17 protein-coding genes are annotated in these 26,024 nt (G+C 60.6%); 13 read left to right on the top strand and 4 right to left on the bottom strand.

Going from position 1 to position 26,024, the window contains the following annotated elements:
* The first annotated feature begins 3 nt into the window (after positions 1 to 3).
* Positions 4 to 3,345, top strand: coding sequence for an efflux RND transporter permease subunit (locus PQR27_RS30225; protein ID WP_408527245.1), 3,342 nt, complete (start codon positions 4 to 6; stop codon positions 3,343 to 3,345).
* A 73-nt stretch (positions 3,346 to 3,418) separates the two neighbouring features.
* On the opposite strand, the gene PQR27_RS30220 is transcribed toward PQR27_RS30225, so the two are convergent.
* Positions 3,419 to 5,248 (bottom strand): ABC transporter ATP-binding protein, encoded by a 1,830-nt coding sequence (locus PQR27_RS30220; RefSeq protein ID WP_408527244.1) that lies wholly within the window; start codon positions 5,246 to 5,248, stop codon positions 3,419 to 3,421.
* 290 nt (positions 5,249 to 5,538) lie between these two features.
* Between PQR27_RS30220 and PQR27_RS30215 the strand changes: the two genes are divergently transcribed.
* Together PQR27_RS30215 and PQR27_RS30210 are read left to right on the top strand one after the other, a co-directional pair.
* Positions 5,539 to 6,831, top strand: a complete 1,293-nt coding sequence (locus PQR27_RS30215) for a cytosine permease (protein WP_408527243.1) — start codon at positions 5,539 to 5,541, stop codon at positions 6,829 to 6,831.
* Between the two features lie 5 nt (positions 6,832 to 6,836).
* Complete coding sequence (locus PQR27_RS30210; protein ID WP_408527242.1) at positions 6,837 to 9,242, top strand: ATP-binding protein; 2,406 nt, start codon at positions 6,837 to 6,839, stop codon at positions 9,240 to 9,242.
* On the opposite strand, the gene PQR27_RS30205 is transcribed toward PQR27_RS30210, so the two are convergent.
* A complete protein-coding gene (locus PQR27_RS30205) occupies positions 9,173 to 9,928 on the bottom strand; it encodes a response regulator (RefSeq protein WP_408527241.1) in 756 nt (251 codons plus the stop codon). The genes PQR27_RS30210 and PQR27_RS30205 overlap by 70 nt on opposite strands.
* Positions 9,929 to 10,095: 167 nt before the next feature.
* Here PQR27_RS30205 and PQR27_RS30200 point away from each other — a divergent pair, with 167 nt between their 5' ends.
* The gene (locus tag PQR27_RS30200; RefSeq protein ID WP_408527240.1) at positions 10,096 to 11,556 is read left to right on the top strand and encodes an amidase; all 1,461 of its coding nucleotides are present in this window, start codon (positions 10,096 to 10,098) and stop codon (positions 11,554 to 11,556) included.
* Positions 11,557 to 11,591: 35 nt separating this feature from the next.
* Positions 11,592 to 12,896, top strand: a complete 1,305-nt coding sequence (locus PQR27_RS30195) for a purine-cytosine permease family protein (RefSeq protein ID WP_408527239.1) — start codon at positions 11,592 to 11,594, stop codon at positions 12,894 to 12,896.
* A 63-nt stretch (positions 12,897 to 12,959) separates the two neighbouring features.
* On the opposite strand, the gene PQR27_RS30190 is transcribed toward PQR27_RS30195, so the two are convergent.
* Positions 12,960 to 14,276, bottom strand: a complete 1,317-nt coding sequence (locus tag PQR27_RS30190; protein ID WP_408527238.1) for a family 16 glycosylhydrolase — start codon at positions 14,274 to 14,276, stop codon at positions 12,960 to 12,962.
* A 459-nt stretch (positions 14,277 to 14,735) separates the two neighbouring features.
* Here PQR27_RS30190 and PQR27_RS30185 point away from each other — a divergent pair, with 459 nt between their 5' ends.
* Positions 14,736 to 15,620: a manganese catalase family protein gene (locus tag PQR27_RS30185; protein ID WP_408527237.1), complete on the top strand. Its 885-nt coding sequence runs from the start codon at positions 14,736 to 14,738 to the stop codon at positions 15,618 to 15,620.
* 157 nt (positions 15,621 to 15,777) lie between these two features.
* Positions 15,778 to 16,299 carry a phasin family protein gene (gene phaP / locus PQR27_RS30180; RefSeq protein ID WP_408527236.1) on the top strand — a complete coding sequence of 174 codons (522 nt, stop codon included), beginning with the start codon at positions 15,778 to 15,780 and terminating at the stop codon, positions 16,297 to 16,299.
* 221 nt (positions 16,300 to 16,520) lie between these two features.
* Here the strand turns inward: phaP and PQR27_RS30175 are convergent, their stop codons facing one another.
* Entirely contained in the window at positions 16,521 to 17,456 is a 936-nt protein-coding gene (locus PQR27_RS30175) for a hypothetical protein (protein ID WP_408527235.1), read from the bottom strand.
* 302 nt (positions 17,457 to 17,758) lie between these two features.
* Here PQR27_RS30175 and PQR27_RS30170 point away from each other — a divergent pair, with 302 nt between their 5' ends.
* The 6 genes from PQR27_RS30170 to PQR27_RS30145 all read left to right on the top strand — a co-directional run bounded on the left by PQR27_RS30170 (position 17,759) and on the right by PQR27_RS30145 (position 25,666).
* On the top strand, positions 17,759 to 18,295 hold the full coding sequence (locus PQR27_RS30170) for a hemerythrin domain-containing protein (RefSeq protein WP_408527234.1): 537 nt from the start codon (positions 17,759 to 17,761) through the stop codon (positions 18,293 to 18,295).
* 348 nt (positions 18,296 to 18,643) lie between these two features.
* Entirely contained in the window at positions 18,644 to 20,050 is a 1,407-nt protein-coding gene (locus PQR27_RS30165) for a selenium-binding protein SBP56-related protein (RefSeq protein ID WP_408527233.1), read from the top strand.
* Positions 20,047 to 20,718 (top strand): hypothetical protein, encoded by a 672-nt coding sequence (locus tag PQR27_RS30160; RefSeq protein WP_408528348.1) that lies wholly within the window; start codon positions 20,047 to 20,049, stop codon positions 20,716 to 20,718. The genes PQR27_RS30165 and PQR27_RS30160 overlap by 4 nt, the downstream gene beginning before the upstream one ends.
* A 129-nt stretch (positions 20,719 to 20,847) precedes the next feature.
* Entirely contained in the window at positions 20,848 to 21,879 is a 1,032-nt protein-coding gene (locus tag PQR27_RS30155) for a sulfonate ABC transporter substrate-binding protein (protein WP_408527232.1), read from the top strand.
* Between the two features lie 437 nt (positions 21,880 to 22,316).
* Entirely contained in the window at positions 22,317 to 23,486 is a 1,170-nt protein-coding gene (locus tag PQR27_RS30150; protein ID WP_408527231.1) for a porin, read from the top strand.
* 971 nt (positions 23,487 to 24,457) lie between these two features.
* On the top strand, positions 24,458 to 25,666 hold the full coding sequence (locus PQR27_RS30145; RefSeq protein WP_408527230.1) for a pectate lyase family protein: 1,209 nt from the start codon (positions 24,458 to 24,460) through the stop codon (positions 25,664 to 25,666).
* Positions 25,667 to 26,024: the final 358 nt, after the last annotated feature.

The following is a 26,024-nucleotide window of genomic DNA, read 5'->3' as shown; positions in this document are numbered from 1 at the left end:
CTCATGCCGAGTTTTTTCATTAATCGCCCTGTCTTCGCATGGGTCATTGCGATCCTGATCTGCCTGTTCGGCATCATCTCGGTGCACGGCATGGGGATCGATTCGTACCCGGATATCGCGCCGCCGGAAGTAACCGTCACCGCGCAGTATCCGGGCGCGAGCGCCCAGACGATGGAATCGACGGTGACCCAGGTGATCGAGCAGCAACTCACCGGCATCGACAATCTGCTGTATTTCAGTTCAGCGTCGAGTTCGAACGGCCAGACACAAATCATCCTCACCTTCGCGACGGGCACCAACCCGGACATCGCCCAGGTGCAGGTGCAGAACAAGGTCACGCTCGCCGAGCCGCTGCTGCCTTCGCAGGTCACCCAGCAAGGGGTCGTGGTGGCGAAGGCGAGCCCGGACATCCTGCTGTTTGTCGCGCTGCAGTCGAGCAATCCGGCAATCGATGCAGGGCGTCTCTCCGATATTCTCGCGTCGCAGATCCAGCCGAACATCGGCCGGGTGAACGGGGTCGGCAATACGACGCTGCTCGGCTCGGAGTACGCGATGCGCATCTGGCTCGACCCTGACAAGCTGCAGAGTTATGGGCTATCGACGACCCAGGTCCTCAATGCCGTGACCTCGCAGAATGCGCAGTTCGCGGCCGGCTCGCTAGGCGCGGATCCGGCCGTGAAAGGGCAGGTGTTTACGGCGAACGTGACGGGCGACAGCCTCTTTTCATCGCTCAAGCAGTTCCGCGACATTATTATCGTGGCGAACAGCAACGGCACCACAGTCAAGCTGAGCGACGTGGCACGCATTTCGTTCGGCTCGCAGACGTATGGCTTCGCGCCGGTCTATAACGGCAAGCCAGCGGGGGGGATGGCCGTGTTCCTGCTGCCGGGCGCGAATGCGCTCGCGGTCGCGAAGGCGGTCAAAGCCGAGATGGCCACGCTGTCGAAGGATCTGCCGGAAGGCGTTACATGGAGCGTGCCCTACGATACGACGCCGTTTATTACCGCGTCGATCGTGGACGTGATCCGCACGCTCGTCGAGGCGATCGTGCTGGTGTTTTTCGTGATGCTGATCTTCCTGCAGAATCTGCGGGCGACGATCATTCCGACGCTGGTGATTCCGGTCGCGCTGCTGGGAACCTTTATCGGCCTGTCCGCGCTGCACTACACGCTCAACCAGTTGACGCTGTTCGGCATGGTGCTCGCGATCGGCATCGTGGTTGACGATGCGATTGTCGTGATCGAGAACGTCGAACGCATCATGACCGAGGAGCATCTGGAGCCACGGGCGGCGACCCGCAAGGCGATGGGCCAGATCACCGGCGCCATCATCGCGATTACGGTGGTGCTGTCCGCCGTCTTCATACCGTCCGCGCTGCAGCCGGGCGCAACCGGCATCATCTACGCGCAGTTCGCGCTGACGATCGCGGTGTCGATGGGATTCTCCGCGTTCCTCGCGTTGTCCTTCACGCCTTCGCTGTGCGCGGCGATCCTGCGGCCCGAACACCCGGACAAGAAGAGCGCGGTCTACCGCTGGTTCAACCGCTCATTCGACTGGACGACGAAAAAGTATCTCGGACATGCCGAACGCGCCGTGCATCACGCACCGCGCTGGATGATCGTGTTTGTGCTCGTCCTCGTGCTGACCGGTTTCCTGTATACGAAACTGCCGACCAGCTTCGTGCCCGACGAAGATCAGGGCTTTGTGCTCGCCCTCATCAATCTGCCGTCCGGCTCGACGCTGCAGAGCACCGACCACGTGATGGCCGAGGTGCGCGACAAGCTCGGGAACAGTGCGTTCAGCAAGGAAATCGTGGGGATTTTCCAGCCGGAAGGCTTCAGCTTTGTCGGCACGAGCGAAAACGTCGGCATGTCGTTCATCAAGCTGGCGGACTGGGATAAGCGTCATGACACCGCGATGACGCTGATTCCGAAGATCAACCAGGTCCTTCATGGCATTACGGATGCGCAGATCTTCGCGGTGAATCTGCCGACTATCCGCGGTCTCAGCCAGTTTGGCGGCATCGACATGTATCTGCAGGCACGTGCCGGCCAGTCGCGCGAGGAGCTAGGCGAGGCCGAACGCACACTGCTTGGGAGTGCGTCGAAGAGTCCGGTGCTGTTCGGGATTCGCCCCAATTCGCTGCCAAGCGCACCGCAACTGGCCATCGCGGTGGACCGGACCCAGGCGGAATCGATGGGTCTGTCCCTGACCGATGTCTACTCCACGCTCCAGATGGAGCTCGCGCCGTTTTACGTCAATCAGTTCACTTACGGCGGGCGCGTGAAGCGTGTCTATATCCAGGCGGATGCGCCGTACCGGATGAGTCTCGATGCGTTTCAGCACCTGTATACGCCGAGTCTCTTTACGAATGGCGGCAGTGCGGTCACGAGCCGGTTGTCACCGGACAGCGCGACCGCGTCGAATGGTTTCGCGACACCCGCCGACCCTTCGCCGGCCAATACGTCGATCAGCCCCTACAACATGGTGCCGCTTTCGAGCGTGGTCAATACGAAATGGAGCTTCGGGCCGACCGTGCTGCCGCGCTATAACGGCTACTCGGCGATCGAGATCGTCGGCAACTCCGCGGCGGGCTATTCGACGGGGCAGGCGATCGACGTGCTGCAGAAGATCGTCGACCGCCAGTTGCCGGTGGGCTTCGCAGCGGACTGGACCGGGCAGTCGTTCCAGGAGTTGCTGTCCGGCTCGTCGGCGGTGACGCTGCTGTTGTTGTCGATCGTGGTGGTGTTCCTCTGTCTCGCCGCGTTGTATGAAAGCTGGTCGATTCCGGCTGCGGTGCTGCTGGTGGTGCCGCTCGGTATGCTCGGCATGCTGGCGTTCTGTCTCTCGTTTGGCGTGCCGAACGACATCTACTTCAAGATCGGCCTCGTGACCGTGATCGGTCTCGCGGCGAAAAACGCGATCCTGATCGTCGAATTCGCGGTGGAGGGTCAGCAACATGGCATGACGCTGCGCGATGCCGTCATGTCCGCCGCCCGGCTGAGACTGCGTCCGATCCTGATGACATCCATGGCCTTTATTCTCGGCGTGTTCCCGCTCGTGATCTCATCGGGTGCAGGCGCCGCTTCCCGCCACGAAATCGGCACTGGCGTGATCGGCGGCATGCTGTTCGCGACATTCTTCGGTCTGCTGCTGATTCCGGTGTTCTATGTGGTCGTACGGATGCTGCTTGGCGACAAGCTCGACGAGGTATCGCACAAAATGCCGCATCACGATGACGACGGTGAAGGCGGGGGCAAACCGGGGGATGGGGATGGTCACGACGGTAGTGGGACAGGTGGCGGGGGCGGCGCGAGTCCTGCGGGCGAGGGCGCGCCAGTCTAGCGAACCGGTGCGCGTGCAAGGGCCGAAAAAAGCGGCGGCGTGAATGCCAGCGTTACGACACGTCGCTTTTACTTCAGGGCACCTCTGGCGTGGCTGTGCGCCTGCGCTGTCGCGCAAGCGTCTCGCGATATATCCCGGAGACAGCCGCCAGCTCCGTCGGCGAGCCGTCCTGAACCACACGCCCTCGATTAATTACCACGATGCGATCGAAGGTCTGCAGGGTGGAGAGGCGGTGGGCAATTGCGATGACGGTACGGTTGTGCATCAACCGCTCGAGCGCCGTTTGAATGGCGAGCTCGGAAGCCGTATCGAGCGCTGAAGTCGCTTCGTCGAGCAGCAGGATAGGCGAGTCCTTGAGGATGGCGCGCGCGATGGCGATCCTTTGCCGTTGCCCGCCCGAAAGTTTCGCGCCGCGGTCGCCAGCAATAGTATTGAGACCTCCTGGCAAGGCTGCGAGAAAATCCGTGCAGTTTGCGTCCTCGCAGGCACGGCGAACCTCGGCCTCGGTCGCGTCCGGGACACCGTAGCGAATGTTATCCAGCAGGGACCGGTGAAACAGGGAGGCGTCCTGCGGCACGATCGAAATCACTGACTGCAGACTATGCAGAGTCACGCGCGAGATATCCTGCCCCGAAATCCGCACGCAGCCCGCCTGTGGCTCGTAAAAGCGCTGGATCAGGGCGAAGAGGGTCGATTTGCCGGCGCCGGAAGGGCCGATCAGGCCCACCCGCTCTCCCGCGCGAATGTGCAGGTTGAATTCGCTGAGCACTGGCCGGCGGCCGGAATAAGCAAACGACACATTGTCGAAATCCACCGTCGCCCGTTCGATCTGCAGCGGCTGGGTGTTGCCGCGTTCCACCATCTCGTGGGGTATGAGCAGCGTCTGCGTTGCCTCGCCCAGACGCGCAATATGCTGCGTGAGGTCGACTAGCGCAACCGCCAGATCCCGGGTGCCGTGCAGGATTGCAAAGCCAAGCGAGCTGACGAGCACCACATCGCCGGTCGTCGCACGGCCCTGATTCCACAGCCACAGTGTCCAGCCAAGAAGTCCAGCGGAGAAGATCGCGGTGACAATGGAGTGCAGCAAGCGCAGTTTCTCGAGGAACAGCAGGCTTTGCGTGCGGGCTGCACCTTCAGTGTGCAGTTGTGCATCGAGCCGTTGACATTCCATCGGCACCGCTGAAAAGGTGCGGACAAGACCGATGTTGCCGAGCACGTCCACCAGTTCGCCATCCACCGATGCGGCCCGTGCGGCGAATGCCTGATGTCGCGCCGTTCCTGTGCTTGCGAGCCGGAACAGCCATAACGCGAGTCCGCCTGAGACGGCGACGAGCGCAAGGCTCATGGGCACGCTGACAACCGCGACCATCGCGATGGCGCCCGCGACGGTCAGGCACGGTGGCAGTGCGGTCCATGCGACCGTGTTCTCCACGGTGTAGACAGCGTTCGCCATGGCCGACACGCGGCTGGACAGGACGCCAGGCTGCTTGTCCGCGAAGAAGACCGGGGCGTGTGCGGACAGATAGGTGAACATCTCGTTGCGGATATCGCCCGTCACGCCGACGAACGCACGCGCGGCGACCCAGCCTCCGATTCGCCAGAACAGATTGTCGGCCAGAATCAGTATGACCAATATGGTGAAGGCGCGAATCACGGTGCCTGGGTGTGCGCGTCCGGCGGGCAATGCATCGATAAGATTCTTGATGCCGTACTGCGAGGCGAGGGCGCATCCAACGGCGATCAGGACACTCACGAGCACGACGGTATGGGCTATCTTGCGACGGCCGATATAGCGCCATAGCAAGCGGATCGGCCTGCCAGCATATCTGGAGATTTCGCGTGACTGGCGACGCCGGCGCACGCGTCCCGCGCGACTGTGGTCGGCTTCATCGGCAACTTGCATGTGCTTGAACTCCGTGGCTGCGACGGAATTATGACCTGTTGCGACGACGAAAGGGATCGCTGGCGACAGTGAGGATGGGATTGTTCGCTCCCGAAGCTAAGTAAAGACGCAACCGCTGTGCCACGCAAGACGCCGTTAGTCTGTCTATAGCAGCCAGGGCGCCGTCGGGGGCGCGCACCTGTTTCAGCGAGGACTCAGCCAGGACTCAGTCTGACACGTCGCTGCTCCACATTGGCACCGGACTATAGTGGTATAAATCAGCCCTCGTTATCGAAGCGTCAGCAGCAATCATGAACCTCCTGCGCGAAGCCAACGACGGCACCAGCACCCAGCCGATCCCGCTACCACGGCGGCGCGGGCTCATTTTCCCCGCGTTCGCGTGGTCCGGGTTCTCATCCGCTTTCGCCTCCATTGTCGTCGGCAGTTACCTGCAGGCGTCGTTAGGCACGCCCGACGCGCTGTTTGCCGCCATTCTCGGCAACTGGATTCTTTTCATCTATTCGGCGGCGATCGGTTTCGCAGCCGGCCGCTGGGGCCTGAGTTCGCAACTCGTGCTGGAAGCCGTGTTCGGCCGCTGGGGCGCCGTCATCCCCGGCGCATTGCTCGGCTCGCTCGTCACGGGCTGGTTCGCTTTCCATGTTGCGCTGACGGCCTCGATTCTAGCCGCCATACTGCGTCTGCCGGGCGATTCGACACTCGCGATCTGCGTGATCGGCGTTCTGTTCGCCATACCGGCTATTGTCCGCATCAGCCGCGGCTTCAACATGACAGCGATCGCGATCCCCGCGATGGTGCTATTTGCCGCTATCGTCATTGCACATCATCTCGCACCCAAATGGGCTGTGCTGCTGGATGGTCCGATCGGCGGAACATTGCCGTTCGGCACGGGCGTGTGCATCGCGTTCGGCACCTTCGTCGTGAGCGGCACGATGACCGGTGACATCGTGCGTTACTGCCGCACCGGAAACGAAGCGGTGCAGGCAACCGCATTCGGCTTCCTCCTGTCGAATCTCCCGTTCCTGATCCTCGGTGTACTGGTCGCCGCGGCCGGGATCAGCGTGAACGACCTGTTTACTTCGGGCAACGCGCTATCGTGGCTGCTGCTGGTGCTCGTCATCGTCTCCAACTGGACCACCTGCGATGCGTGCCTGACCAACGCCGGCGCGACATTTAAAAGCGCTTTTCCGGCACTCCCGTGGATGGCGATCACGGCGGCCGCCACATTGTTAGGCCTGCTACTGGCCATTACCCACACCGTCAGCGACGTGTCCAGTTGGACCTTGCTGCTCACCGCCGTTGTGTCGCCGATTGGCGGTGTGATCGTCGCGGACTATTACGTCCTGCGTGTGCGGGTCGGCTTCTCGCGCACGCGGGCGGCGCCCGTCAATCTCGCCGCGCTGTTTGCAGCGGGGGCGGGCCTGACGGTGGCGCTCGTGTGTCACCGCATGTTCCCCGACGTGATCACCCCTTTGATTAGCGCGCCTGCAGCCGGTTGCCTGTACCTCGTTCTGTCCGGGCTGGCGTCGCATCGTCTCGGCACGGATCTCGGCGCGTCGACCGCCGGCGCGGAAGCACTTGATTGATGTCCATGTTCGGCACCAGAACCAGAGCGCTAACCCCGCGTCCGCCAGCCGAGGCGAGAACCGCCATTGTGGTGATCGTGTTGATTTCGTCGCTCGCGTTTCTGCTTTTTCAGGCACGCAAAGACGTGCTCGACAATCTTCTTCTGCATCAGGCCCGTCTCGCGATCCAGTTTGCCTCTGCCGAGGCCCATGCCGAAACTTCAGAGGCTGTCACGCTCATCGATGACGATGCAAGCCATTCGAGCAAGCTGCTTGCAGGCATCGCTGCATGGCCGGGGCAGAAGACGATCGTCATTCCGGTCTCATCGGGCTGCGCAGAAAGTTCCGTCTGCCGTGGTCTGTCAGACGCGCAGAACGAAGATACCAAGGGCAAGTTTGTCATCCGCCACGGCGCGCTGTTCGCGTCGCTTCGTGGCAGCACGGTCGCCATTCTGTCGTCCGCGCCGCTTTCCGCGTTGGCGGCAGGCCTGTTCGGCCGCATTACGATGGACATTGCCGGCGTGTTCTTCCTCGGATGCCTGCTGTTGCTCGTGCGCGAGAGCCGGTTGAGCGACTACTCGGTGCACCGCTTGCTGGATGCCTCGCCGATTCCGCTTCTGCTGATCGATGCGCAAGGGCAGATCGAATTCGCCAACCGCCAGGCGCTCGAGCTCTTTGTGGACGATCCGTTGCGCTCACTCGGCAATTTGCAGGAAGCGCTGCGGCGCGAGACGCATCTGTTCAGCTGGCTGACGTCCCAGCAGGACACGGGCGGCGCCATCGAGACGAGCGAGTTCGAAACCGATAGCGGCGGCCGTGCCGTGCGACATCTGCTGGTCTCCCGGCAGTCGCTGCTGGTGCGCTCGAAGCGGATGATCATTGCGAGTGTGGCGGACATCACCGTGCGGCACGACGCCGAGACCGCGCTCGTCAAAGCGAAGAATGCAGCCGAGGCGCTCGAGCGGATGAAGTCCGAATCGCTTGCGATGATGAGCCATGAGCTGAGAACGCCTGTGAACGGCGTGCTCGGACTCGCGCAACTGCTCGTTCAATATGAGCTTCCCGAAGGCGCGGCGCAGATCGTGCGCCGGATGATTCAGGCCGGCAAGACGCTGGCGGCGATCATCAACGACATCGTCGACTTTGCCTTACTCGAAGTCCGGCACGTCCGGCTCGACCGTCGTCGCTTCGATCTGCGCGAAGTGATCACGGGCGCCGCCACCCTGGCGAGTGCCGCCGCCGTGGAGAAGGGCTTGCTGGTCCGCGTGAGCGCGCTTGCGCCGCTGCCGCCCGCGGTATTCGGCGACCCGGCGCGCTTGCAGCAGATCATCATCAACCTGGTCAGCAACGGTATCAAGTTCACCGAGTCAGGGCATATCGAGGTCAGGACGGATGTCGTCGCGCGCCGTGACGATGGGATCGAGATTGTCGTCGAAGTGACCGACACGGGAATCGGCATTGCCCCCGACGTCATTCCGCAGCTGTTCCGCCCGTTTTCGCAGGCGGAAACCGGCCATGAAAAGCGCTTCGAAGGAACGGGTCTGGGTCTTGCGATCAGCAAAGGTCTCGCTGAAGCGATGGGCGGCTCGATTTCGGTGCAGAGCGAGATCGGGCGCGGCTCGACCTTCGCGGTGCGTTTGCCGTTCGCATTGGCGCAGCCTGAGGACGGCGTGCCGAAGGTCGCGCTGACCTCGCGCGTATTGGTGGTCGACGATGTGGCGCTCAATCGCGACGTGGTGAGCGAATTGCTGCGCGCCGAAGGCTGCGATGTCATGGCCGCCGGCTCAGGGCAGGAAGCGTTGGACATCCTCAAGACGCAGCGTTTCGATCTGGTGTTGATGGATATTCGCATGCCCGTGATGGACGGGCTCGCCACCACAGCCGCGATCCGTTCGAGCCGCGAGCCGCACCGGCATACGGGCCCGATACTCGGGCTCACCGCGAATCCTCTGCCGACGGACAAGCCGCTTTATCTGCTGCGCGGCATCGACGGCATCATCGAAAAGCCGGTCGAGGTGGACACGCTGCGCACGGCGTTGAGGCAGGCGGCGCTGCCGGCGCCAACCGTGGCGATCGAAGAACCGGAGCGCATCGAGCGGTTACGCCAGTCGCTGGGACAGAATCGAACCTTGCGCATTGTCGCGGCGTTCGCGCAAACCGCCGGCGAAGCCCTTGAGGGAATCGTCAATGATTGCGCCCACGCGAGCTTCGAGAAGGTCGCGGAGAACGGCCATCGTCTCGCGGGCGCGGCGTCGAATGTCGGGTTTCAGCAACTGGCGGACGCCGCCGCGGATCTGGAGCAGATTGCCCGCACCGGCAGCGCGCTGGAGGTGTCGGACGCGGCGCTGAAGGTCGTCGTTCTCTACCGGGAGGTGGATCTCTGCGTGCGGGGCCTGTTGTCGTCCGCGCCGGTCGGGCCCGAGAACAGATAGCCGGTGCCATGAACGGTTTTGATCAGGAGCGGATTGTCAGGATCCGCCTCGATCTTGCGACGCAAGCGGCGCACGAGCGTATCGATCGTTCTGTCCATTGACTCGAAGTGCCGCCGCTTGATGGCCAGGATCAGCCGCTCCCGGGACATCACCTGGCCCGCGTTCCGGACGAATACCGCGAGCAGATCAAACTCCGCGGTGGTGAGGGGCACGCTGTTGCCTGCCGGGTCGGTCAGGTTGCGCCCGCGCGTGTCGAGCTGAAACTGACCGAACGACAGCGTGGCAGGCACGCTGACGCTACGGCTGTGCTCCACGCGCCGCAGCAGATTGCGCACGCGCGGCAGCAGTTCGCGTTCGTCGATCGGTTTGGCGATGTAGTCGTCCGCGCCGTATTCGAGGCCGAGAATGCGATCGACCTTGTCGTTTCGGCCCGTGATCAGAATGATGCCCATCTCGGACTTTTCGCGCAGATCGCGCGTCAACGACAGGCCGTCGCGCCCCGGCAGCCGGATATCGAGCAGCACGAGGTCCACCGGACGGATGCGCAGCATCTGGTCAAGTTCGTCGGCATCGCCCGCGCAGCCGATCTCGTAGCCTTCTGCTTCCAGAAAGCCTTCAAGTGTTTCGCGTATGGACGGGTCGTCGTCGACCACGGCAATGCGCTGGGCAGTCCGGTTCTGCTGCATGGGTCCCTCGCGAATCCTTCCTGTACCCGTTTATCGGCGACGCACTTTCGCGCGCTGTTCACAAATTTTAACAAACCGACACAGCCTGTTCAACGGCTGGTGGAGACTCGTTCACAAGATCGACGGATAGTTAGCGCACCACCAAAAAACCCGATCAGGAGATGAGCATGGACGTCAAGCAACAGATCTGCGGCATGGACGCAGTCGCCCTCGCGAGGGCCATTCGCAGCAAGGAGCTTTCGCCCGTCGAAGTGGTCGAGGCACATCTCGCGCGCATGGAAGCGCTCGAGCCGTCGATTCACGCGTTCTGCACCATTACATCGCAGGCGGCACGCGAGCAGGCGCGCGAGGTGGAAGCACGCATTCTGCGCGGCGACGAGGTGGGCGCACTGGCGGGCGTGCCGGTCGGCATCAAGGACCTCGTCAGCACGGCGGGCATCAGGACCGCATCCGGCTCGCCTGCGTACAAGGACTTTGTGCCCGACGAGGACGACGTGGTCGTCGAGCGTCTAAAAAAGGCCGACGCGATTATCGTCGGCAAGACCAACGTGCCGGAATTCGGCTATAGCGGTGTGGGCCACAACCCGGTATTCGAAACCACCCGCAATCCATGGAATCTGGACATGACGCCGGGCGGCTCCAGCGCGGGTTCCGGCGCGGCGGTGGCGAGCGGCGAGGTGCCGTTTGCGATCGGCAGCGACGGCGGCGGATCGATCCGCATTCCGGCGGCGCATTCGGGCATTTACGGCATCAAACCGTCGATGGGGCGCGTGCCGCTCTATCCCGGCTGCCGTGATGAACGCTATCCGGGCGTCTCGAGCTGGGAGAGCCTCGAGCATATTGGTCCGATGAGCCGCACGGTGGCGGATAGCGCGCTGATGTTGTCGGTGATCGCAGGGCCTGATTCGCGCGACCGCCATTCGCTGCCGTCCTCCGGGATCGACTGGCAGAAAGCGCTCGACGGCGAACTGAAAGGGCTGCGTGTCGCCTACAGCCCGGACTGGGGCTACGCGGCTGTCGACCCGCAAGTGCGCCGCGTGGTAGACGACGCGGTGCGGGTCTTCGAGCGCGATCTGGGCTGTAGCGTCGAGATTGCGCATCCTGGGTGGAGCGATCCCTTCGACGCGTTCTGGGCGATCGTCGCCATGGATACCGACCTGAAAGGGATGCGTGAAATGGCGGCGAAATGGGGCAAGGAGATGTCGCCGCATCTGGTCGCGTTTCTGAATCACCCGTGGACTGCGGAAGACTTCACCAACGCGATGGTGACCCGCAAGAGCGTGGTCAACAAGATGTGGCGCTTCATGGAGAACTACGACCTGTTGCTGACGCCGACGCTGACGGTTCCGCCTTTTCCCGTTCATTGCCAGGGACCGGAGAAAACCGACGGCCGCATGGTCGCACCCACGCAGTGGCTGTCGTTCACTTATCCGATCAACCTGACTGGCCAGCCTGCGGCCTCGGTGCCGGCAGGTTTCACCAGCGACGGCCTGCCCATCGGGTTGCAGATCGTCGGCCGTCATCTCGACGATCCGCTGGTGCTGCGCGCGTCGGCAGCGTTCGAGCGGGCACGTCCGTGGCGCAATACGGTGCCGCCGTTGCTCAAGGCACTCGGCCTCGTTCAGTGAACGGCCTATCCAGCCAGGAAACCCAGGAGGACATCATGACCAGCTCGACCGAACAGCACGGGCTCGACGAAGAGTTCGAGCACCAGCCGGTTCCACTCTCGCATCGTCACCGGTTGTCTTCGGTGGCGGCGGTGTGGTTCGGCTTTCCCATGATCATCACGAACGCGGTATTCGCCGGCATCATCGCGTACAACCTCGGCTTTGCGCGAGCACTGCTTGCGATCCTGATCGGCAACGCGATTCTGCTTGCGTACGTGGGCACGTTGAGCTTTATCGCCGGTAACACCGGTCGCAGTTTTGCACTACAGGCCGAGCGTACCTTCGGCAAAAAGGGCTATGCGATCACCTCCGGTTTTCTCGCGAGTGTCGTGGTCGGATGGTTCGCGTTTCAGACCGGCCTCACCGGGACGACGGTGCATGCGTCGTTCGGGTGGAACGAAACGGTGACTATCGTGGCGGCCACGATGCTCTATACCGCTGTGACGTTCATCGGTATCCGCGCGCTCTCGATCGTCGGCATGATCGCCGCGCCGCTTTATCTGATCCTGGGATGTGCGGCGGTGTATCTGATCGGCTCGGCGCATTCGCTCGCGGGTGTGCTGGTTTATGACGGGCTCGGCGTGAACAGCATGATGTCCTTCGGCGGCGCGGTCACGCTGGTGGTGGCGACGTTTGCCGATTCCGGCACGATGACCGCGGATTTCACCCGCTGGTCGAAGGACGGCAAGAGTGCGGTCTACGCGACTCTCACTGCGTTTCCGTTTGCCAACATGGTCGCGCAGGTGGTCGGCATTGTGATCGTATGCGCGGGGGCCGCCGCAGCGCCGGCGACCGAGGGCGGCAACTTCATGTCGGTGCTGACCAGCCATGGCGGCGTGCTATCGGCGATTGCGCTGATTTTCGTTTTCGTGAACCTCGGGTCGGTATGCACGCATTGCCTGTACAACGGCGCAGTGGGCTGGGGACGCATTGCGAACAGGAAGATGCGCACGATGACGGTCCTTCTCGGTTTGCTCGGCGGATTGCTGGCCGTGGCAGGCGTGTGGAGTCTGTTCCTGAACTGGCTGAACCTGCTCGGTGTGCTCGTGCCACCGATCGGCGCGGTGATCATCGTCGATCAGATCTTCGTGCGGCATTACTCGTACGAAGACGATCTGCCGAACTTCCGCGGCAGCGCATTCGCCGCGTGGGCAGTGGGCGCGTGCGCCGCGGTGCTCGTGCACGCGACGGCGCCGTGGTTCTCCGATGCCGTCGCCGGGATGCTGGTGGGCGGGGTTGCGTATTACGCGCTTTCCCAAGGGGCGAGGCGCGCGGTGCGTCAGCGTAGCGGCTTGCTTTAAGGGCGTGCTGGGCTGAGCCAACCGGTCTTTCGGGAGGCCGCTTCAGCGGCCTCCCGGAGATCGTTAGCTCACCCTAACGAACTTGACGGTTTCGGCGCGAGCACAGCCTGATCCGCTCGACGTCACGCTCACGGTCGTGCCGGTGCCGGCCGGTACGGCGATCGGCGCAGCGGTCAGCTTGACCCAGCCCGTGGTACCGGTAGTGCCGTTGACCATGGTGGTCTGTCCCGCGACATTGAGCGCCATGTTGGGATCGCTGTTGGCATTCACGACGTTGTAGTAGTAGACATCGTAGTTACCGGCGTTCCGGATCGCCGGGGTCCAGGTGGCGACGTTGCCGCCCACGTTACAGGTTGCGTAGCGCGTCTTGTAGTCCTTCGTCCAGCCCGCGAGGCTGGAGGTGTACCAGGTTCCAACGGGTTCCGCGTAACCCGAGCCGGCGTCGTTGTAGTCGACGTAGTAGTCCTTCTGCCAATAGCGAACATAGTCGAAATAGATCTGGTCGGCCGACGCCGTAGGCAAGCTGCCGGTTGCAACGTCGGTCAGCCAGATCGACACCGGATCGTGCGTGTCGGCGCTGGGCGAATACGGGATCGGGGTGGGAGATTTCGTCACAGCCACACCGTCGATGTAGAAGGTAATCGAGTTTTCTTCCCAGTCGACGCCGTACGTATGGTAGGCCTTTGAAAAATCGGATCCAACGTAGGCTCCGCCGGTAGCGAAGCCTGAATATACGTAGGGGTTAGTCGTCACTTCCGCGGCACCGCCGCTCCCCGAGAACGGGGGATACCACTTGAAAAGGTTGTGCTGGATGTAGGTCAAGCTGGCGGAGTTGATCTCGAAGACGTCGATCTCGGTTCGCCGGTCTGTCGTGTACGTCGTCGACCCATCGCCCTCCTGCAGCCAGAAGGAGCTGTGCCAGCCCGGGGTGGAATTGATTTTCGCGGAAATCTCGTAGTAGCCATAACGGAACCTCTGCTTGCTGATAAGGCCACCACCGGTGTAATGCTGAGTGATCATCCCACTGCTCGTCTGCACGTTGGGCGTGTCCTGCTTCAGAAGACTCACCACCATGTTGCCATTGGCCACGCTGACGTTCGCGGGCGTCTGCACACTGTTCAAGCCTTGCTTCCACTGATCGGTGCGGTAGTTCCACTTCGTGGTGTCGACTCCCGTGCCGTCCGGTTGCGTGCCGTTGAAGTCGTCGTTGAACGTGGGATTGGCGATGACGTCCGCAGTCCACCCGGCTCCCACAGGGGCCGCGCCGGCAATCGGGGCAAAAAAGCTCAGGAGGCAGGCCGCTGCGACAGCGGTGCGGGTGGCGTTCAAAAAGTGAATCGATGCCGAAGGTGCGCACAGGCGCGAGACGGGCTGTTCCATGGGTCTCCTTGCTGGTGACTGGATTTAAGTTCCGACAAATGGAACAAACAGAGCTTACTTCGCAAATTCTGCGGCCGATATCAGGGTTAGCGCGAGTATAAAATTCCATTGAACGGAAATCACTAGGGGCGCCGATGCGTGCCCCGGCAGCCTATGTGCGGGAGTGGACATTGAATCTGGCAGGTGCCGGCTCAGTTGATCGAACTCCTGCGGACACAACATTTCACCTCCCAGGCACGACGCGTGCGGAGTCGGAGGCGCAGGTGCATCTCCTTGCGTTCCTGCGCGCACATCACGCCAGAGCCATCGCTCTGAGACCAGGGTCGGGGCATTCCGCACATGCGTTCGTCATCGCCCGCACAGCTGGCTTTCCCACCATGCGTCCTCTGTCCGAGGTTCCTGCCGCTCGCGGCATGAAGACCTCCGGCGGAACCCACAATCCTGTTTCGGAGAAATGCGATGTTTGTGCACAACAAGCGACTTCAGTACACCGTCCGTGTAGCAGCGCCAAACCCCGGTCTTGCCAATCTGCTGCTCGAGCAGTTCGGTGGGCCGCAAGGCGAACTGGCTGCAGCGTGCCGGTATTTCACGCAGGCGGTAAGCGAGGACGACCCAGGCCGGCGCGACATGCTGTTCGACATTGCGACGGAAGAACTCAGTCACCTGGAAATCATCGGTTCGATTGTCGCGATGCTCAACAAGGGCGCGAAGGGTCAGCTCGCAGAAGGTGTCGAGCAGGAAGCGGAGTTGTACCGTTCGCTCACCGAAGGCGGCAATGACTCGCACACCACGGCACTGCTGTACGGTGGCGGCCCGGCGTTGACCAACTCGGCGGGTGTGCCGTGGACGGCCGCTTACATCGACACGATCGGCGAGCCGACCGCGGATCTACGCTCGAATATCGCCGCGGAAGCGCGCGCGAAGATCGTCTACGAACGATTGATCAATGTGACCGATGACCCAGGCATCAAGGAAGCCCTCGGCTTTCTGATGACCCGCGAGATTGCTCACCAGAAGTCGTTTGAGAAAGCCTTGCACTCGATACAGCCAAACTTCCCGCAAGGCAAATTGCCGGGCGTTCCGGAGTTCACCAATGTCTACTACAACATGTCCGATGGCGACGACGCACCGCGCGGTCCGTGGAATGAAGGACCGGGTTGGGAGTTCGTAGAGAAGCCACAGCCGGCGGTCGATGGCGGCGACGGCCTCGCTAGCGTTCAGGTCTCCGAGAAGGAAGTCGAGGTGTTGAGTGCGATGGCATCGCGAACGGCTTCCGCAACTGAAACCGACCCGGTCACCGGTGCCGACCTGGGCGCCGGTCAGGACGTCGAAGTATCGAAGTAAAAGCTGCTAGCAGCATTCAAGGTCGCCGGCGGCACAGTGCCGGCGACGGTGCAACCTGTTCGGTCGTCAGCTCAGTGCGAAGGGCGCGAACAGGTTGTCCCCGGATGCAAGATGCACTATCACGGCGCTGCGCGCGCCTCACCACTACGGATCCTTTATGTACCCCGACATCACGAACCAGTTCTCCCCGCGTCAACGAGACGCTGCAGTCGAAGCAGCATTTGACTGCACTACCGAACTCTTTGCCGGAATTGAGAAAGTTGTCGAATTGAATGTGCAGACCGTAAAAACCTCATTGTCCGAGCAGGAGGCGTTGACCGACGCGGCACTCTCTGCCCGATCCATCAGCGAGGTAATCGATCTTCAATCGCAGCAGCTTCCGGCTGCCGTTACGAAGACATTCGCATACTGGCGGCATGTGGAAGACATTGCTGTACAGATGCGAATGGAGTTATTCACGGCGATGCAGGCGAACTTCGGCGGTTCTTTGGAGACGTTCGCCGTAATGGTGGATATGGCGGGCGGCGGAGTAGCCGTGCAGGATGCTCAGGAGCAATCTGGCGAATCAAGCCTGCTTGTCACGGCGCAACCAGCGGTCGCCGCCGTCGAGCAGGTAGCGATCGTGGACAGTTCGGGCAAGGTAGTTTCTTCGGACGATGTTCGGGGCGATCTGCATTAGGATTGGCTTGGCGCGGCACCCCGCATGACGTGCCGCGCTCCATCCGATTCGATGTTCACCACCGCCGCCGAACACCGGGTTACGCCCCGGCGAGCGGCGGCACGGTGGCGCTTAATGCCAGAACAGCGCGATCAGAATAATGATGGGAATCGGTACCCCGAGCATATAAAGAAGAATCGAGCGCATAAACACCTCCGTCGGTAAATGAATTGAAGTTTCAATCAGAGTTGGCGTACGCGGCCGCCGTGAGTTGCCATCAGACTCGCAGAGAAAGCGCCCATCAGAAGCGAGATGAATAACCACAACGAGGCGCCGATCGCGACTTTGCGCGCCGCATCAGCGGCATGTTTAGCCGCAGCATCGAGGGCAGTCATTTTCTGCAACAGACGCGTGTAGGTGGTCGTCACACGCGCTTGTGCAGCTTCTGGCGTGAGGCCAGTACGTTGCGCGACAAGCTGGCTTAAATAGGCAGTATCTTCGGGCGACAATTGATCGCCCGTTGCCGCGCTATTGAGCAGGATCCGCGCTGTTTCCGTACGCGGCGTCTCGTTACTGCCTGTTGCGGGTGTGGGTGCGGCGAGTGGCGAACCGGCGGGCATCCGGAACAACGAATCGACGAAATAACCAAGCGGCCACGTGTTCGTCGCGGCTTGGGCATTGCCACGTTGCATCGTCTCCATCGTCACGGTGCCGCCTGCCGCGGCAGTTGCCGCAGCGGTCTGCGCGCCGGCCCGCACGATGCCCGAGACAGCCGATGTCAGGATGGCAGCCGTGAAGAGCGTCGCCACGGCCCAACTGAGGAAACCATGCGCCGTGTCGCGGAAGTGGATTTCATCGGTATCGACTGCCAGCCAGCGGCTGCGTAGGCGTCCCGCCAGATAGCCGCCTAATCCTGACGTGAGAATCGAGGTGACACATACCCACACCACGGCGGCAAAGCCGAACGCTTTTGCATTCGAAGGCCCCGATGACCACGGGGAGATGGACGTCAAGCCGAGGCCGGTGCCCAGGGTCAGCAGGATGAGTGCGAATGCGGCCGCAGCGACGCCGCCGGCGAACACGGCTCCCCATGAGACTACGGTCTCGTGTTGACGGATTAACAGCCCAGGATCATTCGTGGCCAGCGTGTAGTCCGCCGGATCTCTTGCGTTGTTCATTGACAGCCTCCATAACCTTGTCGATACCGGCATCGTTCGGCAGCACCGCGACGCCGCGCGGGGGTAAATCGCCAGCGTAGGACGCATTTTCTGTGCCGCTTGCGCGTGTCAGCCGTCTGTGAGCGTTTGGTGGGGATGCCACTGCCGTTAGATCTCCATACCGTCTTGTCGTTATTTTCCAGGTTCCCGTTTGCCGCTTCGGCGTACTCGCCGTCCGCCGGCAGGTATGGCGTTTGCGGCAGTTAGCGTTCTGCCGCAGCTTTCCGACCGCAGCGGCCAACCGTATGACCCAGGAGATCAACATGGAAGCGACGAAACAGGACAAAACAGAGACCGGATCCGGGTCGCACGACGCACTGGCCTTTCTCGAAGCGGAGCATCGCGCAGTCGAAAAGCTGTTCAAAGCGTTCGAGAAGGCCGCGGACGACGACCTCGAAGCAAAGTCGACACTCGCGCAGCGCGCTTGCGAAGAGCTATCCATTCACACGATGCTGGAAGAGGAACTGCTGTATCCGGCCGCCCAGGCGGCATTGCCTGACAGCGACAAAATCGACGTCGAAGAGGCGTACGTCGAGCATTTCCTCGTCAAGACGCTGATCGCGAAGTTCGAAACGATGAAGGCGGGCGACAAGGGCTTCGACGCGACCTTCAAGGTGATGAGCGAGATGGTGGGTCATCATGTCGAGGAAGAAGAGGAAGAGCTCTTCCCGGAACTGCGCAAGTCGAAATGCAATCTCCGCGAGCTTGGGGAAAAGATGGCGAAGCGCAAGGCGGAACTGCAGAGCAAGCTGGATGCGGTGGGCAGCAGATCGGTGGGCGACAAGACCGTGATGCTTTAAAAAAGTGTAGGGCCCAACGCAATCGCCGCGTTCTGTTCGGGCGAGAGGAAGGTCGCGCGATCGTTCTGATTGCGGGCCACCACCGTTGCAAGGCCGTGTGCCGATATTGTAGGAAGACGCTTAAATACGACAAAAAATGAAGCGCGGCAAAGGTGGCGAAAACTCTCGGGTTGCTCTCGCCGCTAACGTAGACTACAAATTGAAAGCAGTACCGCGGCCCGCCTTGTCGGGCCGTGCATTTCTGTGTCAACAGACGTTTCGCCACCCGTCGCGCGGCCCGTCAAGGTTAGGGGCAGTGAACACGCGAACACCGTGGGTCCCGCATCAGGTCGATAAGGAGAGTCTCGTATGGGTATGCGCCCAGATCCTACGTTCCACGCATCGCCGAAACTCGCGATGGATGCGCCAGCGGAAGACTACGCGTACACGGTGCTGCTGAGTCCGGACTTCTCGCAGCCCGATGCGCTCGCGGTCGTCGACGTGAAGCCCGGCTCGCCGACCTACAGCCAGGTGGTTCACACCGTACCGGTGCCGAACAAAGGAGACGAATTCCATCATTTCGGATGGAATGCCTGCTCATCGGCACTCTCGCCGTTGACCGGCCACGCCTTCCTCGAACGACGCTATCTGATCATTCCGGGGATGCGTTCTTCGCGCATCTACATTGTGGATACCAAGCCTCATCCCACCCAGGCCAGGATTCACAAGATCATCGAACCTGAGGAGATATTTCGCAAGACAGGCTACTCGCGTCCGCATACGGTGCATTGCGGACCGGAAGGCATCTACGTCAGCACGCTCGGTGGCGCAGGCGAGGATGGTACCGACGGGCCGCCGGGCATTTTCATCATGGACTGCGAAACATTCGAGGTGCTCGGCCGCTGGGAAATCGACCGCGGTATGCAGGAAAAACACTACGATTTCTGGTGGAACCTGCCACGCGACTATATGGTGTCGAGCGAGTGGGCGTTGCCGCCGCAATTCGAAAACGGCATCGTCCCTGAGGATCTTCTGTCGAACAAGTACGGGCACCGCATACACTTCTGGGATCTGCGGGCAAGGCGCAATGTACAGACGATCGACCTCGGCGCGAACCACCAGATGGCGCTCGAAGTGCGGCCCGCGCACGATCCGCGGCGGGAGTACGGCTTCATCGGTGTCGTGGTCGACACGACCAACCTGGAAGGGTCGATCTGGACCTGGTGGCGGGAGGATGGACAGTTCCATATCGAGAAGACAGCGACCATCCCACCCGAGCCCGCAGCCACGGAACTGCTGCCACCGTTGCTTCAGGGTTTCGGTGCAGTGCCGCCACTTGTCACTGATATCGATCTCTCCATCGACGACAAATTCCTTTACGTCGCCTGTTGGGGAACCGGCGAAATGCGCCAGTATGACGTGACGGAACCCCGCAAGCCCAAGCTCACAGGATCGGTCCACATTGGCGGAATCGCACGGCGCACGCCCCATCCGAATGGTCAAAGCTTCGCGGGTGGTCCGCAGATGGTCGAGATCAGTCGCGACGGCAAGCGTGTCTATTGGACCAACTCGCTCTATTCGACCTGGGACAACCAGTTCTACCCGAACGGCGTGCCTGCGGCACAGGTCATGGCTCGGGCGGAGCCCGGTGGTGGCCTTGTGCTGGCTGACGATTATTGGGTGAGCTTTCCCGACGGATATCGCGCGCACCAGATCCGGCTCGAAGGCGGCGATTGCTCGACCGATTCGTTCTGTTACCCATCGGTGGGCGTTTGATCGGGGGCGGCTGGTCGCAGACCGGCCTATGGTTAGCCGTTCTGGCAAGTGGCTTCTATCATGGGGCCAATCCCGCGATGGGATGGCCCCTCGCCGTGTCGAACGGGTTGATGCACAGCCGTGCGCGGGCGCTCTTCTGCGCGCTCTTCTGTCTCGCGGCGGGGCACCTCGTGGCGATGCTGGCGGTGATGCTGCCTTTCGCCCTGCTTGGGGTTCTGCTTACCTGGCAGCGCGAGATCCAGGTGGGCGCGAGCGCGCTCGTCATCGGTTTCGGTGCATTCCTTCTGATCGGCAAACACCATCCGCGGGTGCTTGCGCGGATCCCGCCGTCGCGGATCGCGCTCTGGTCTTTCGCCGTTGCTATTGCTCACGGCGCCGGATTCATGCTCGTGCCCATCTACCTTGGACTTTGCCGGTCTTACGATATGGATCGAGGACATCAGGCCGCGCAGGCCCTGATCGATGCCAATCTGGGCATGGCATTGCTTGTCTCCGCTGTCCATGCCACCGCCATGATGGTTGTCGGTGGACTCCTGGCCTGGTTGGCCTACCGCTACCTGGGGTTGAAGTTTGTGTCACGGAGCTGGTTCAATCTGGACGCAATCTGGGCATTGAGTTTTATCCTGGTTGGAGTGCTCTCATTGGCGGTTAATGCCGGCGTGATGTAGAGGTGGATAGTCAGAATGCGGAAGGCCTCATAACCTTATGACCTTTCCTTGGTTGCCGTGCGCGGTGCGGCCCGCTATTTTCAAACCAATCTAGCATTCGGCCCATTCAACTCACCTATCTGGCAGCATATGGCTTCTCGCGACACATCGGACTTTTCGGACACGTTGGCAGGCCTCAATTTGACTGATCCACGCCGGCGCACGCTGCTGAAGGCCGCCGCGGCAAGCGCTGCGACACTCGCTGGCGGCGCGCTCTTCACCGCACAGCGGGCTCAGGCTCAGACGCCGTCCAATGGCAAAACCTTGCGAATCGGTTTTCAGAAATACGGCAACTTCGTGATTCTGAAAGCGCGCGGCACGCTCGAGAAACGGCTGGCCGCGCAGGGCGCTTCGGTGCAATGGCTTGAATTCCCCGCTGGACCGCAGCTTCTCGAAGGCTTGAACGCGGGCGCGGTGGATGTCGGGACGGTCGGCGAAACACCACCGATCTTTGCGCAAGCTGCGGGTGTCGACTTTGTCTACATTGGTAACGAACTGCCGGCGCCCAAGGGCGAGGCGATCGTCGTGCCGCATGATTCGCCGATTCGCTCGGTCGCCGATTTGCGCGGCAAAAAGGTCGCGCTGAACCGCGGATCGAATGTGCATTTTCTACTGGTCAAGGCCTTGCAGCATGCAGGGCTTTCGTATGCCGATATCCAGCCGGTTTTTCTGACGCCTGCGGATGCGCGCGCGGCGTTCGTGCAGAACAGCATCGACGCCTGGGTGATCTGGGATCCGTATCTGGCCGCAATCGAGCGGCAGGCGAATGCCCGGGTGATTACCAATGGCGAAGGTCTCGTGCACAACACGCAGTACTATCTTGCCGCGCGCAAGTTTGCTGATGCACAGCCCCAGCTGCTGCGAGAACTGCTCGCCGAACTCGATCAGGTCGATCGATGGAGCCGCGACCATATTCCTGCTGCCGCCAGCCAGTTGTCGCCGCTCGTCGGCCTCGACGCACCGACGCTCGAACTGGCATTGAATCGCGCGAGTTATGGCGTGCAACACGTCGATGCAGCCACGCTCGACTATCAGCAACAGATTGCGGACACCTTCACCGAGCTGAAACTGATTCCGAAAAAGCTCGTGGTGGCGGACACGAGATGGCGCGTAGCCGCTTAACGCAAACGCCCGCCAGGCCGGCGGGCTGCACTGGACCATCCCCTCAGGTCCGCGGTACCTTCACGAAACTTCGGTGCCCGTGATTAACTCGTTGAGCTGCGTGAGTTCGTAGCTCACTTCGACTTCATCCATCAGCCATGCCGGCCACCGCCGATGGAATCCCGAATGGAAGCTGCGAACATGCCTGCCGCCCTGCAATAGGGTCCAGGATAGACGTTGATCTCGTGCCGGTTCTGGAGGAACTGCCTCCTGGGCCAGAACAGCCGTTTGACAACGATCTATTTCAGCCTATCTTACTTATGCGGATAGTATTTTTTCAGATCCCCTAACGGTATTTGTGCAGGTTGAAATGGATCTGAACGGAAAGGGCGACCGGTGTATGAGAGGTCTCGCGAATCAGGTCGATCCCGACATGAAATCTTCAAAGGAGAAATTTCATGAAAAGAGAGATTCTTGCGATTGCCTCTTTTGCCTCGATGCTGTCGACAGCGCAAGCACAAAGCAGCGTGACGCTCTACGGCACGGTCGACACTGGGATCGCCTATTTTGGTAACCAGCAAGGCACGCCTCGTTCGGGCGGGACATTCCAGATGTCGCCCGGCAATCTGTCAGCGAACCGCTGGGGCCTGAAGGGGAGCGAAGATCTTGGCGGCGGTCTGTCGGCGATATTCAAGCTGGAAAGCGGCTTCAACGTGGACAACGGTCGTCTCGGTCAAGGCGGACGTATGTTCGGCCGAACGGCAATCGTCGGCTTGTCGGATACCCGCCTTGGTACGGTGACGCTGGGGCGTCAGTACGATCCTCTGATTGACCTGATTCAGCCGTTGACCAACGACGGCGCTTTCGCAGAGGTCTTTGCTACGCCGGGTGATATGGACAACTATGATAATAGTTTTCGGACCAACAATGCAGTCAAGTACGCCAGCCCGGACTATTCAGGTCTCCGGTGGTCGGCGCTGTATGCCTTCGGTGGCCAGCCGGGGGGTGTCGGAAACGGTCAAACGTATGCGGTTGCTGCGGCGTATAACCATGGTCCGTTTGGCTTGGGCGCGGGTTATTTTCATGCGAATAGCAACGGGACGTCCGGTACTTTCGGCGGGTTGAACCCGGATGCTACTAGCTATGCTATCGATTCAGTGGCTATCAACGGCGCATTTGTATCGGCGAATTCCATTCAGATTATCCGTGCGGCGGCGGACTATGTGTTTAGTCATTTCACAGTCGGCGCTTCTTATAGCAACGTGCAATATAACAACTACGCGACGGCGTTTGGCAATCAGAACAGCACGAAATTCAACACTGGCCAGGTTTTCCTGAACTACCAGATCACCAAGGCGGCGATCGTGGGCGTGGGCTACAACTACACGAAGGGCAGCGGCAACGGCGTCACTGTCAGCTACAACCAGTTCAGCTTTGGCGCTGACTATTTCCTGTCGAAACGCACTGACATTTATGCAGTGGCGGGTTATCAGAAAGCGTCCGGCAACACGATTAGCGCGACCACGGGGCAAGTGGTCTCAGCCGTTGCCTCGATGGGCGATTTTGGCATCGATGCCAGCACCAACAAACAGGCGATGGCGGTGATCGGTATTCGTCATACGTTCTAGTTTTTTGGCCTCTCGGACAATTCATCTGGAGAAAGCGCTGCGCAGCGGGCGGGAAATTTTGCCGCTCGCTCAATTCAGCGCCTTCTTAGCGGAACGCTGTGCAAATGTCCAGACGTTACGGTGTCAACATTAATCATCTGACGTAAATAGAGGTACTCGTTTTCGCAGAAGAACGACGGATGCATTTCTTATTTTCACAGTCTCGTGGAGGATCGCCAGCCAGACTGGCGAAAGATGTTCCGATTGCTACGCATCAGCCGGATTTCCAAAAACGTTTCATTTGTGAAAGGTTTATACTTGCACTCCTCGAATCACCTGCAAATGATGCCGTAAGCTTCCGAAGTTGCGGTACCGATTGCCGGAATCTTGAGCGCCTTCCCGGCAGGGTTGGCGAACTGTGTAGCCATGCTGATAACAAGGGTCGAATGATCTCTCAGTTATCCTAAATTTAAGGGTCGGAAGCGGAAGTCGGCTGTTACATCTACAGCGTGCCGGCTGGCTAGCGCAGGTCTTCGAGACATTGCGCTCCAGATTACCGGTGTGCACAGCCCTCACGCATCGGCCTTTTTTGGGCGGAAACGTGAGAGACGCGTCGTCGACGCTGGCTGAAAGGTCGATTGAAGTGTGTCGCAGGTCAAATGCGTACGGGAGCGTTTCACCCCATCCTGTACCCCATCCTGATGGTGCAATCCAGGGCTTTAACCGCTAATAGCAATTCGCTGCACGAACCGCATTAGTGGGGCCAATAAGGACTGCAGAGTATTGACCCGTTGACTGTCGCAGATCGATAGATCGCGCAGGCTGCCTATTGGGGCAGCGGACTGTGCACGTCCGTCGAAAGGCATCTGCCGACGGATATCGACACATCCGAAGCGCCACCGTCATCAGCAATGAACGCGTTCAACGCGTTCTCCGGTTCACCTCTCGCATCGCTAGAGATAGCGTCATGTCTAACTTTGGAATGGAATGGAATGAGACACCTTAAGTACATCTTATTTTTATTGTTTTCACTCGCGTTTTTGCCGGCGGCGTACGCGGCCAGCAACCCGAAAACCGTTGTCGTCGACGGCGTCACATGGACGAAGTGTGCCGACGAGCACGCTACCTGCTCCTTCTCCGGCACGCAAAGCGTACTCTACGGCTCATGGGCTCCAGTTTCGCCCTCCGCAATGTACGCGGTGCACGGCACCTACACCCGCGGTGTGACCTGTGACAATAGCGCTATGTCTCCCGATCCCGCATACGGTTATCTGAAGGCGTGCTATATCAAGGCCGATGCGGCTTCTACCCCCACCAAATACACACCGCCAGCGCTGGTGAATCCGGTCAATCCGCTTAATTACGGTGCGAAGTGCAATGGCTCAACGGATGACACGGCCGCATTCCAGAAGGCAATCAATGCAGGCGACGTGTTGGTTCCTGCCGGGACGTGCGTTATCAACGGCACGATCAATGTCCGGGTGAGCAACCGACACATTCAGTGCCAAGGGACCGTACTCAAGCGTAACACCGGGTTTAACAACCAGATGTTCATCATCGGTGACTATAAAAACAGCTATCAAAACGATAGTATTGTTGAGTGCAATTTCGTGGGCGCGAACACTGCGATCCCGCAGTACTACAACAACGATGCGCGGCGTTTGGATATCGCAATTGAAACGACCGGCCCGGTGAGCAACTTCTTCCTGGCAGGCAACAGCTTCAAGCAGTTCTTCGGCCAGTCGAGTTTCCAGACCTACGGCTCGACCAATGGCGGTAGCGGCGATATCATTGAGTACAACACGTTTGCAAGCTGCGGCTACTATGGCCCGGTATTCGTTGCTCACACTCATGGTTATATCGGACACAACACAGTGACCGACTGCGCTGTGGGCATCGAGAACGACGATACCACCCAAGCAACCGGCAATAACGTGATCGAGTACAACACAGTTAGCGCTGTGTACGGTTATGGCGCACCTGACATGACTTCGTCGGTGATGGTAACGGGCGGCGTTGCGGCGAATGCCGACTACTCCACCAACATCGTGCGCAACAACACGGTGTCGGGCAAGAGCAACGCACAGGGGTTCCGTGGCGCCAACATCCCGAGCCGAACCATTATCGGCAAGAATTGGGGCGTGAAAGCCGCGCAGTATTCGAACAACACCTGCACGTCGGGTTGCTCGGTTACGCCGTGATTTCCCGCGTAGCTTACCGGTTCCCGCCTGACTGATCAGGGCACCGGTACAGTAACGGGGTATGCGATTGGGGTGAGAGGATCAAGAACTCAAAGCCGTTCCATCACCACCATCGCTTTCTCCAGACACCGTCGGGCCGCGCTCGCGGCCTACGACCACCTTCTGCACATTCCCAAATCCGTTTGGGACGAGGCCAGTCGCCTCGATGAGGTCCTTCTCAGGACCTTTTTGCGTACCTGTCGATCGCTTTTCGTGAGACCGCACCTGGCGCTTGTCGTCGGGATCGCGCTGTCTTTCCGATAGCCCGTCAACTCGAGCTTCTTCCCAATTAAGCCATAACCCATCCGATGCGGTGACC

It is taken from the genome of Paraburkholderia fungorum (assembly GCF_046027215.1).
GTDB classification, from domain to species: domain Bacteria; phylum Pseudomonadota; class Gammaproteobacteria; order Burkholderiales; family Burkholderiaceae; genus Paraburkholderia; species Paraburkholderia fungorum_D.
The sequence above is the reverse complement of the archived record's forward strand: the minus strand, read 5'-3'. Positions and strand labels throughout refer to the sequence as shown.

Excerpts from the sequence above, each read along its gene's own strand:
- PQR27_RS30225 (WP_408527245.1), top strand. The coding sequence starts at position 4 with ATGCCGAGTTTTTTCATTAATCGCCCTGTCTTCGCATGGGTCATTGCG.
- PQR27_RS30220 (WP_408527244.1), bottom strand. The coding sequence starts at position 5,248 with ATGCAAGTTGCCGATGAAGCCGACCACAGTCGCGCGGGACGCGTGCGC.
- PQR27_RS30215 (WP_408527243.1), top strand. The coding sequence starts at position 5,539 with ATGAACCTCCTGCGCGAAGCCAACGACGGCACCAGCACCCAGCCGATC.
- PQR27_RS30210 (WP_408527242.1), top strand. The coding sequence starts at position 6,837 with ATGTTCGGCACCAGAACCAGAGCGCTAACCCCGCGTCCGCCAGCCGAG.
- PQR27_RS30205 (WP_408527241.1), bottom strand. The coding sequence starts at position 9,928 with ATGCAGCAGAACCGGACTGCCCAGCGCATTGCCGTGGTCGACGACGAC.
- PQR27_RS30200 (WP_408527240.1), top strand. The coding sequence starts at position 10,096 with ATGGACGTCAAGCAACAGATCTGCGGCATGGACGCAGTCGCCCTCGCG.
- PQR27_RS30195 (WP_408527239.1), top strand. The coding sequence starts at position 11,592 with ATGACCAGCTCGACCGAACAGCACGGGCTCGACGAAGAGTTCGAGCAC.
- PQR27_RS30190 (WP_408527238.1), bottom strand. The coding sequence starts at position 14,276 with ATGGAACAGCCCGTCTCGCGCCTGTGCGCACCTTCGGCATCGATTCAC.
- PQR27_RS30185 (WP_408527237.1), top strand. The coding sequence starts at position 14,736 with ATGTTTGTGCACAACAAGCGACTTCAGTACACCGTCCGTGTAGCAGCG.
- phaP (WP_408527236.1), top strand. The coding sequence starts at position 15,778 with ATGTACCCCGACATCACGAACCAGTTCTCCCCGCGTCAACGAGACGCT.
- PQR27_RS30175 (WP_408527235.1), bottom strand. The coding sequence starts at position 17,456 with ATGAACAACGCAAGAGATCCGGCGGACTACACGCTGGCCACGAATGAT.
- PQR27_RS30170 (WP_408527234.1), top strand. The coding sequence starts at position 17,759 with ATGGAAGCGACGAAACAGGACAAAACAGAGACCGGATCCGGGTCGCAC.
- PQR27_RS30165 (WP_408527233.1), top strand. The coding sequence starts at position 18,644 with ATGGGTATGCGCCCAGATCCTACGTTCCACGCATCGCCGAAACTCGCG.
- PQR27_RS30155 (WP_408527232.1), top strand. The coding sequence starts at position 20,848 with ATGGCTTCTCGCGACACATCGGACTTTTCGGACACGTTGGCAGGCCTC.
- PQR27_RS30150 (WP_408527231.1), top strand. The coding sequence starts at position 22,317 with ATGAAAAGAGAGATTCTTGCGATTGCCTCTTTTGCCTCGATGCTGTCG.
- PQR27_RS30145 (WP_408527230.1), top strand. The coding sequence starts at position 24,458 with ATGAGACACCTTAAGTACATCTTATTTTTATTGTTTTCACTCGCGTTT.